The sequence below is a fragment of the Collimonas rhizosphaerae genome (assembly GCF_038896935.1).
Lineage (GTDB): Bacteria > Pseudomonadota > Gammaproteobacteria > Burkholderiales > Burkholderiaceae_D > Collimonas > Collimonas rhizosphaerae.
The window spans coordinates 343,641-354,355 of the sequence record NZ_JBANDC010000005.1; the positions used below are offsets into that span (position 1 = coordinate 343,641).

Here is a 10,715-nt window from a genome sequence, read left to right on the forward strand (position 1 = left end):
CATCGCGGCCAGGAAACCGCTTACTGCCATCTCAAGCCGTAACCGACGCTGAGGCCGGTGTTATGGCCCGTCGAACTGACGCCGACACCCCAGGCGCTATTGCCAGTCTTGCTGACCGACCTGAACTGCAAGGACAGCGCAGCGAAACCCTGGTACGAACCGACACCGACGCCCACGCCCTTCTCGCCTCCGTACAAGGTCGGCATCACCGCCCCCGTCGCCGCCATGCTCATGGCGATACCGGAGTAGGCAATGCGCTTGACGTCGCCAATCTGGTTCTGTATGTCGCGCAGCTGGGATACGTTCACCGCGTCGGTCAGGTTGATCCCTGGCGCGACGTTCGTGATGCGGCGCTCGCTGCCGGCCGCCCCTACCGAGACCGTATTAGCCTGGTCTGCGATCGAATACGCGCCCAACGCCACCGAGCGGTTCGCCAGAGCTTGCGCACCGGCTCCCAGCGCCACCGCATCATTGCCCGAGGCCAGCGCATCGTTGCCGATAGCTACCGTCGGATCGCCGGTAGCCCTTGCGTTGTAGCCGATCGCCACCGAGCCCGCTTGCGAAGCCAGCGCGCGGAAACCGACAGCCGTGGTGTTGGTGTCGGTCGCCTGGGCATTCGAGCCGATCGCCGTTGCGCCATCCTTGGTCGCCTGCGCACACAGGCCTGTGCCGGTGGCGTCTACGCCGTTGACGCTGCCGCAAGTGGCGGCGTTCACGTTGTTGATGGCCGTGCCGCTGGTGCCCCTGGTCCGCACCGTACCGTCGCTATTGGCGCCGCCTATGGTCGTCGCGCCGACGGTGCCGCCATTGGCCGTGGCAGCATTGCTGCCATCGATCAGGGGTTTCAATGCTGTCGACAACGAAGTCGTGCCATTGGTAACGTTGTTCAGGCCAGTGGAAAGCGATGACACCTGGCTCAATCCGGTCGACAGGGATGCAATGCCTGTCGACAAGGAGGTAATCCCGGTCGAGGTCGAAGTCGACAGTGAACCTACATTGCTGGTGGTGCTGGACAGGCCGGTAGACAGAGAACCGATGTTCGAGGTAGTGCTGGAGAGGCCGGTCGACAGCGAATTGATGCTGCTGGTATTGGTCGACAGGGCCGTCGAGGTGGAGGTCGACAGCGAACCGACATTGCTGTTGGTGGTGCTCAGGCCGGTCGACAGCGAACCGAGGCCGGCCGAGGTCGAGGTCGACAATGAATTCAACTGGCTGACGTTGACCGCATCGGTATTTTCCGTACCGGCTGCGACGTTGATGATCTGCCGCTCTTTACCGAAGGAACCGACCGACACTACATTAGACCGATCCGTGCCAACCACCGACTGATTGATTGAATTCGCGCCGATGGCGACGGAATTCGAACCGGCGCTCACTGTCGCATTATCCAAGCCATCCTGCTTGCCATCAGCCTTGAAGTAGTTGACGACACCCGATGTCTGCAGGTTGGAGAGGCCGGTCGACAGCGAACCCACATTGCTGGTCGCTGTGCTCAAGCCGATGGAAGTCGAGGTCGACAGCGAAACGACATTGCTGTTGGTGGTGCTCAAGCCGGTTGAAGCCGAGGTCGAGAGCGAAGCGATGCCTGTGGATGTCGAGGTCGACAGCGAACTCACGTTGCTGTTGGTGGTGCTCAATCCTGTGGAAGTTGACGTCGACAAGGAATCCACATTGCTGTTGGCCGTGCTCAGGCCGGTGGAGGTCGAGGTCGACAGCGAAGTGACGTTGCTGTTGGCTGTGCTCAACCCTGTTGAGGTCGAGGTAGATAGCGAGGCGATGCCGGTAGATGTCGAGGTCGACAAGGAATCGACGTTGCTGTTGGCTGTGCTCAAGCCGGTCGAGGTTGAAGTCGACAGCGAAGTCACGCTGCTGTTGGCCGTGCTCAAGCCAGTCGAGGTTGAAGTCGACAGCGAAGTCACGCTGCTGTTGGCAGTGCTCAAGCCGGTCGAAGTCGAGGTCGACAGCGAGGCGATTCCGGTGGATGTCGAGGTCGACAACGATGAGACATTGCTGTTGGTGGTGCTTAAGCCGGTCGAGGTTGATGTCGACAAGGAATCCACATTGCTGTTAGCTGTACTCAAACCGGTCGAGGTTGACGTCGACAGCGAAGTGACGCTGCTGTTGGCTGTGCTCAGTCCGGTTGAAGCCGAGGTCGACAACGAAGCAATGCCGCTGGATGTCGAAGTCGACAGCGAACTCACATTGCTGTTGGTGGTGCTCAGGCCAGTCGAGGTTGAAGTCGACAGTGAAGTCACGCTGCTGTTAGCCGTGCTCAATCCTGTTGATGTCGATGTCGACAACGACGAAACGCTGCTGCTGGCTGTGCTCAACCCTGTTGAAGTCGAGGTCGAGAGTGAAGCGATGCCGGTGGATGTCGAGGTCGACAGCGAAGTCACATTGCTGTTTGTCGTGCTCAATCCTGTAGAGGTCGAAGTCGACAAGGAATCCACATTGCTGTTGGCTGTGCTCAAACCGGTCGAGGTGGATGTCGACAGCGATGTCACGCTGCTGTTGGCTGTGCTCAACCCTGTTGAGGTCGAGGTCGACAGCGAGGCGATGCCTGTGGAGGTCGAGGTCGACAAGGACGCCACGTTGCTGTTGGTGGTGCTCAGGCCGGTGGAAGTCGAAGTAGACAAGGAATCTACGCTGCTGTTGGCCGTGCTCAGGCCGGTCGAAGTCGAGGTCGACAGCGAAGCCACGTTGCTGTTGGCCGTGCTCAAACCTGTTGAGGTAGATGTCGACAACGAAGCGATGCCCGTCGAAGTCGAGGTGGACAGTGAACTCACATTGCTGTTCGTGGTGCTCAGGCCGGTCGAGGTTGAAGTCGACAACGAAGTCACGCTGCTGTTGGCCGTGCTCATTCCGGTGGAAGTCGAGGTCGACAGCGAAGTCACACTGCTGTTGGCTGTGCTCAGACCGGTCGAAGCAGAGGTCGAGAGCGAAGCGATGCCGGTGGATGTCGATGTCGACAGCGAGTACACTGCTGTTGGTGGTGCTCAATCCTGTTGAAGTCGATGTCGACAACGACGAGACACCGCTGTTGGCTGTGCTCAGGCCGGTCGAGGTAGATATCGACAGCGAAGTCACGCTGCTGTTGGCCGTGCTCAGGCCGGTCGAAGTCGAGGTCGACAGCGAAGCGATGCCGGTGGATGTCGATGTCGACAGTGACGAGACACTGCTGTTGGTGGTGCTCAGGCCGGTGGAAGTTGAAGTCGACAGCGAAGTCACGCTGCTGTTGGCCGTGCTCAAACCGGTGGAAGTTGAAGTCGACAGCGACGTCACGCTGCTGTTGGCCGTGCTCAAACCGGTAGATGCCGAGGTCGACAGCGAAGCGATGCCGGTGGATGTCGAGGTCGACAGCGACGAGACATTGCTGTTGGCCGTACTCAAGCCGCTTGATGTGGTGGTCGACAGCGAATTCAGCTGGCTGACATTCACGGCGTCGGTGTTGGCTGTGCCTGCAGCCAGGTTGGTAATCTTCTGGCCGCTATTGTCTATGCCATTGGTGGTGGTTGCACCGGTAACAGTAAGTCCGGCGGTCGTGATGCCGGTCGACAGCGAAGCGACCGTTGTGCTCAAGCCGGTGGACAGGGATGTCACGCCGCTCTGGGTCGTGCTGATGCCGGCCGACGTCGAAGTCGACAGCGATGTGACGTTGCTGTTAGTGGTGCTCAGGCCGGTCGATGTGGAAGTCGACAGCGATGTGACGTTGCTGTTGGTGGTGCTCAATCCGGTCGAAGCGGAGGTCGACAACGAAACAATCCCGGTCGAGGCGGAGGTCGACAGTGACGTCACATTGCTATTGGCCGTACTCAAGCCGGTAGAGGCCGACGTCGACAGCGAAGTCATACCAGTCGAAGCGGAAGTCGACAGCGACGAGACATTGCTGTTGGCAGTGCTCAGGCCGGTGGAGGTCGACGTCGACAGCGAAGCGATGCCGGTAGATGTCGAAGTCGACAACGACGAGACGTTGCTGTTGGCAGTGCTCAGGCCGGTAGATGTCGAAGTCGACAGCGAAGCGATGCCGGTGGAGGTCGAAGTCGACAACGACGAGACATTGCTGTTGGCGGTGCTCAAGCCGGTCGATGTCGAGGTCGACAGCGAAGCGATGCCGGTGGAGGTCGAAGTCGACAACGACGAGGCATTGCTGCTGGCAGTGCTCAGGCTGGTCGATGTCGAAGTCGACAGCGAAGCGATGCCGGTGGAAGTCGAGGTCGACAACGAGGAGACATTGCTGTTGGCAGTGCTCAGGCCGGTGGATGTCGAAGTCGACAGCGAAGCGATGCCGGTGGATGTCGAGGTCGACAACGACGAAACACTGCTGTTGGCGGTGCTCAAGCCAGTCGACGCCGAAGTCGACAGCGAGACAATGCCGGTCGATGCCGAGGTCGACAGCGACGTGACGCTGCTGTTGGTGGTGCTCAAGCCAGTCGACGCCGAAGTCGACAGCGAAACAATGCCGGTCGAAGCCGAAGTCGACAGCGATGAAACATTGCTGTTGGTGGTGCTCAAACCAGTCGACGCCGAAGTAGACAGCGAAACAATGCCGGTCGAAGCCGAAGTCGACAGCGAACTCACGTTGCTGTTGGTGGTGCTCAAGCCGGTCGAGGTGGAAGTCGACAGCGAAGCGATGCCGGTCGAAGTCGAAGTCGACAGCGATGTGACGTTGCTGTTGGCGGTGCTCAAGCCAGTCGAGGTCGAAGTCGACAGCGAAGCGATACCGGTTGACGTCGAAGTCGACAATGACGCCAGGTTGCTGTTGGCGGCGCTCAAGCCGGTCGAAGTCGAGGTCGACAGCGATGCGATGCCGGTGGAAGTGGATGTCGACAGCGAGGTAACATTGCTATTGGCCGTGCTCAACCCGGTTGAACTCGAGGTCGACAGCGACGATACGCTGCTGTTGGCCGTACTCAAGCCGGTGGAAGCCGAGGTTGACAGGGAGCTGATCCCGGTCGACAGGCTGCTCGCGCCGGTGCTCAATTGCGCCACCGTCACTGCATCCTGCTGCGCCGAACCATCGGCAACATTGGTGATGCGCCGAAGTGCAGCGGCGGAGCCGACAGAAACCTCGGAAAGCGGTGCGGCTGTGCCTGTCAGGAAACCGGTGCCGGTCGGTGCTGCCGCTCCGGTGGCCGAGCCGGCGCCGAGCGCCACGCTGTTGGCATATGACGCCGTAGCGCCGCGCCCCAGCGCCACACCCGAAGTCGCCCCTGTCGCCACCGACGACTCGCCGCCTATGGCCAGCCCATCCGCAGCCAGCGCTTGCGCGCCTTTGGTCGCATTGCCGCCGATCGCCACCGCGCCGGCCGCAGTGGCCTGGGTGGAATTGGCTACAGTCGGCGCGGTGCTGCTGCCGCCGGAACCGATGGCGACGGTATTGGTTTGCGTCGCCTGGCTCAACATGCCGACCGCCACACTGCTGTTTCCTGAAGCATTCGCCTGCACACCCACCGCCGTCGCTTGCGTGCCAGCCACGCTCATGAAGCCGTTTGCGGTGCCGTAATTTCCCGTAACCTGCGTGCCGGACCCAAACAAGGTCACGCCAGTCTTGCCATTACCGTTGGCGCCGCAGCCTGTAACCGTTGAATAGTATCCGCTGCCATCGGTAAAAGTGCCCGTGGTATTCGTGCCGTCCAGGCCGGTGAAGGTAAGTCCTATATTGGTATTGCAGCCAACCGGTGTAATGGTGGATGCATATCCAGACAGCGGCAGCGCCAATGCCAGCGCCAGTACCGACGTCTTTAAGGGGAAATCCCTGCTCAGCAGATATCTCCAGCCGGTATCCCCTGCCGAAGCAGGCATGCTCGCGGAACGGCTCGAACCTGTTTGCTTGCCCTTTGCGGAGACCAGTTCCGAGACGGCAACCCAGGTACCCAGGATCTGGCTGTAGACGGTGCGGTAAATTTTATTCATGGTTGGCTCTATACGAAAGTAGGTACGGCTTGCAGCTGGGGATCAGATTGATCGCGCAGGAAAAATGGGAAAACTAGACGGCGAACAGATAGCGGACAGCGGACAGCAAGTGCTCGGCGCCGTACAAGAAAAACAACATGCCTAAGGGAAACAGCAAAGCCAGGCCGGCAAGGCCAAGGGCTGGCGCAACGTCAAAAGTCACACTTCCAAATGATGGCGGCTTGGTACCGGACACCCGATGCAATTTGTTCATTTCTTCCTCCCAGGAAGCTAAGCGTTGCTATTACCGCAAAGAACTCTTTAATCACATCAGGGTGGTGAGGCGAAGTGACCTGGTCACGTTCATTCTCAACTGCCGCTATCAAGAGCTCAGACAATTCATAAGACAGCCGCAATTTATCACCGCCTCTTGTTCCATTTTTCGCAACTTAACAATGTTTGACACTGTGTAACATTGGTTCACACATTAGTTCCTGTATGGCAATTTTGTGTCTCGCGGGCACCACTAAACCAGCCATATCGACCATGTTGTTTTGATATTTTTTTGAAAAACAATTGTCAAATCGTTTTTCAGGCGCCTGTGCCGGCAGAATTCAAAACGATAAAAAACCCGCAATAACTTAAAGTCATTGCGGGTTTTTTTGAGTACCGGCTGCCTGTTTCTTATTGCATCCCGGACTGGGTGGAGCGGCGGCCTGTGTGGCCGATCACCACAACTTGAAGTCGACCCCGGCCGATACCCCCCAGACACTGCCTGTGGTGCTCACGCCAACACCCCAGGTATTGTTACCGCTGCTGGTTTTTGCCCTGAATTGCAATGCAAGTGCACCATAACCCTGGTAAGAGCCGATACCCACTCCCATCCGCCCTTCGCCTCGTTCCAGCGCCGTGGTCACGGCTCCCGCCATCGCCATGCTCATGGCGACACCTGAGTAAGCAATTCGCTGCACATTGCCAATCTGGTTTTGTACGCTATTGAGCTGCGATACATTCACGGCGTCGGTAGGATTGACCCCTGGCGCCACATTGGTGACACGGCGCTCGTTGCCGGCGGAACCGACCGAGACCGTATTGGGCTGGTCTGCCACCGAATACGCACCCAGCGCCACCGAACGGTTCGCCGTAGCTTGCGCGCCGGCGCCCATCGCTACCGCGTCATTGCCCGAGGCCAGCGCATTGTTACCGATAGCCACCGTCGGATCGCCGGTTGCCCTTGCGTTGTAGCCGATCGCCACCGAACCGGCTTGCGAAGCCAGGGCGCGGAAGCCCACGGCGGTAGCGTTGGTGTCGGTCGCCTGGGCATTCGAACCGATCGCCGTGGCGCCATCCTTGGTCGCCTGCGCGCAAAGGCCGGTGCCGGTGGCATCCACGCCATTGACGTTGCTGCAGGTGGCGGCGTTCACACTGCTGATCGCCGTGCCGCTGGTGCCGCGGGTCTGGACCGTGCCGTTGCTGTTGGCGCCGCCTATGGTGGTGGAGCCGACCGTGGCGCCATTGGCCGCGGCGGCAGCGGCCCCGTCAACCAATGGCTTCAACGATGTCGACAACGAAGTCGTGCCGTTGGTAATGTTGCTCAAGCCGGTGGAAAGCGACGTTACCTGGCTCAGCCCGGTCGACAACGATGAAATTCCCGTCGACAAGGAGGAAATCCCGGTCGATGTCGACGTCGACAGCGAACTCACATTGCTGGTGGTGGTAGACAGGCCGGTCGACAGGGAACCGATGTTCGAGGTAGTGCTGGACAGGCCGGTCGACAGCGAATTGATGCTGCTGGTGTTGGTCGACAAGGCTGTCGAGGTTGAGGTCGACAGCGAACCGACATTGCTGTTGGTGGTGCTCAGGCCGGTCGAGGTCGAGGTCGACAGCGATGCAATGCCGGACGAGGTGGTGGTCGACAGCGATGTCAGCTGGTTGACATTGACCGCATCGGTACCCGCCGTGCCGGCCGCCAGGTTGGTGATTTTCTGGCCGCTGTTGTTGATGCCGTTGGTGATGGTCTGCCCGGTTACCGTCAATCCGCCGGTAGTGATGCCGGTCGACAGCGAGGTGATCGTCGTGCTCAGGCCGGTAGACAGCGACGACACGCCGCTTTGCGCAGTGCTGATGCCGGTCGAGGTAGAGGTCGACAACGACTCGACGTTGCTGACGGCTGCGCTCAGGCTGGTCGAAGTCGAAGTCGACAACGATGCAATGCCGGTTGAGGCCGAGGTCGACAGCGAGGCGACATTGCTGTTGGCTGTACTTAAACCGGTGGAATTTGAAGTCGACAACGATGCGATGCCAGTCGATGTAGACGTCGACAGCGATGCCACATTGCTGTTGGCGGTGCTCACGCCCGTAGACGTCGAGGTCGACAAGGATGAAACATTGCTGTTCGTTGTGCTCAAGCCGGTTGAGGTCGATGTGGACAAGGAATCCACATTGCTGCTGACCGTGCTCAGGCCAGTCGAGGTTGAAGTCGACAACGATGAAACATTACTGTTGGTTGTGCTCAAACCAGTTGAGGACGATGTTGACAGTGATGAGACGCTGCTGCTGGTCGTGCTCAGGCCGGTCGACAAGGAGCCAATATTACTGGTCGTTGCGCTCAGTCCCGTCGACAGCGACGCTACATTGCTATTGGTAGTGCTCAGGCCAGTCGACAAGGAGCCAATATTGCTGGTCGTTGCGCTCAGTCCCGTCGACAGCGATGAGACATTGCTGTTGGTGGTGCTCAGGCCTGTCGAAGCTGAAGTCGACAGCGAAGCGATGCCAGTAGATGTCGATGTCGACAACGATGAAACATTGCTGTCGGTCGTGCTCAAGCCAGTCGAGGCGGAAGTCGACAGCGAAGACACGCTGCTGTTAGCCGTGCTCAGGCCGGTCGACAAGGAGCCAATATTGCTGGTCGTCGCGCTCAGCCCCGTCGACAGCGACGAGACATTGCTATTGGTAGTACTCAGGCCAGTCGACAACGAGCCAATGTTGCTGGTCGTTGCGCTCAGTCCCGTCGACAGCGACGAGACATTGCTGTTAGTGGTGCTCAGGCCGGTAGATGTCGACGTCGACAAGGAGTCTACATTGCTGCTGACTGTACTGAGGCCGGTCGAGGTTGAAGTCGACAACGATGAAACATTGCTGTTGGTGGTGCTCAGGCCAGTTGAAGACGATGTTGACAGTGATGAGACGCTGCTGTTGGCAGTGCTCAGGCCAGTCGACAAGGAACCAATATTGCTGGTCGTTGCGCTCAACCCTGTCGACAGCGATGAGACATTGCTGTTAGTCGTGCTCAGGCCTGTCGAAGTCGAAGTCGATAGCGATGAGACATTGCTGTTGGTGGTGCTCAGGCCAGTCGACAAGGAGCCAATATTGCTGGTCGTTGCGCTCAACCCCGTCGACAGCGATGAGACGTTGCTGTTAGTAGTGCTCAAACCAGTTGAAGACGATGTTGACAGTGATGAGACGCTGCTGCTGGCAGTGCTCAGGCCGGTCGACAAGGAGCCAATATTGCTGGTCGTTGCGCTCAACCCTGTCGACAGCGATGAGACATTGCTGTTAGTGGTGTTCAGGCCGGTCGAAGTCGAAGTCGATAGCGATGAGACATTGCTATTGGTGGTGCTCAGGCCAGTCGACAAAGAGTCAATATTGCTGGTCGTTGCGCTCAACCCCGTCGACAGCGATGAGACGTTGCTGTTAGTGGTGCTCAGGCCGGTCGACAAGGAGCCAATATTGCTGGTCGTTGCACTCAGCCCCGTCGACAGCGATGAAACATTGCTGTTAGTGGTGCTCAGGCCGGTAGACGTCGACGTCGACAAGGAATCCACATTGCTGCCGACCGTACTCAAACCAGTTGAAGACGATGTTGACAGCGACGAGACGCTGCTGTTTGTAGTGCTCAGGCCAGTCGAAGCTGAAGTCGACAGCGAGGCGATGCCGGTAGATGTCGATGTCGATAACGATGAAACATTGCTGTTAGTAGTGCTTAGACCGGTCGAAGTTGAAGTCGACAGCGACGCCACATTGCTATTAGTGGTGCTCAGGCCGGTCGATAAGGAGCCAATATTGCTGGTCGTTGCGCTCAGCCCCGTCGACAGGGACGAGACATTGCTATTGGTCGTGCTCAAACCAGTCGAGGTTGAAGTCGACAACGAGGCGATGCCGGTAGATGCCGAGGTCGACAGCGAAGACACGTTGCTGTCAGTCGTGCTTAGACCGGTCGAAGTTGAAGTCGACAGAGAAGCAACATTGCTATTAGTGGTGCTCAGGCCCGTCGACGTCGAAGTGGACAAGGAGTCCACATTGCTGCCGACTGTACTCAAGCCGGTTGAGGTCGACGTCGACAGCGAGGCGATGCCGGTAGATGTCGAGGTCGATAGCGAAGCAATTCCCGTAGATGCGGAAGTCGACAACGACGAAACATTGCTGTTCGTTGCACTCAAGCCAGTCGACGTCGATGTGGAGAGCGACGAGACATTGCTATTGGTGGTGCTCAGGCCAGTTGATGTTGAAGTCGACAACGACGAAACATTACTGTTCGCTGTGCTCAAGCCAGTCGACGTTGATGTGGAGAGCGACGAGACATTACTGTTAGTCGTGCTCAGGCCAGTCGAAGCCGAGGTCGACAATGAAGCGATTCCAGTAGATGTCGAGGTTGACAACGACGAAACATTACTATTGGTGGTGCTCAAACCCGTGGACGCCGACGTGGACAACGACGAAACATTGCTGTTCGTTGTACTCAAGCCGGTTGACGTCGATGTAGAGAGCGACGAGACATTGCTATTGGTCGTGCTCAGACCTGTCGAGGTTGAGGTTGACAACGA

General features: G+C 58.4%; 2 protein-coding genes and 1 pseudogene. All 3 read right to left on the reverse strand.

Annotation, left to right across the window (positions count from 1 at the left end; all coding sequences use genetic code 11):
• Positions 1-20 precede the first annotated feature (20 nt).
• Positions 21-5,913 (reverse strand): annotated as a pseudogene (locus V8G57_RS09845) (ESPR-type extended signal peptide-containing protein).
• A gap of 73 nt (positions 5,914-5,986) precedes the next feature.
• The gene (locus V8G57_RS09850; protein ID WP_342829220.1) at positions 5,987-6,166 is read right to left on the reverse strand and encodes a hypothetical protein; all 180 of its coding nucleotides are present in this window, start codon (positions 6,164-6,166) and stop codon (positions 5,987-5,989) included.
• 454 nt (positions 6,167-6,620) lie between these two features.
• Positions 6,621-10,439: an ESPR-type extended signal peptide-containing protein gene (locus tag V8G57_RS09855; RefSeq protein WP_425458261.1), complete on the reverse strand. Its 3,819-nt coding sequence runs from the start codon at positions 10,437-10,439 to the stop codon at positions 6,621-6,623.
• Positions 10,440-10,715: the final 276 nt, after the last annotated feature.

Excerpts from the sequence above, each read along its gene's own strand:
- V8G57_RS09850 (WP_342829220.1), bottom strand. The coding sequence starts at position 6,166 with ATGAACAAATTGCATCGGGTGTCCGGTACCAAGCCGCCATCATTTGGA.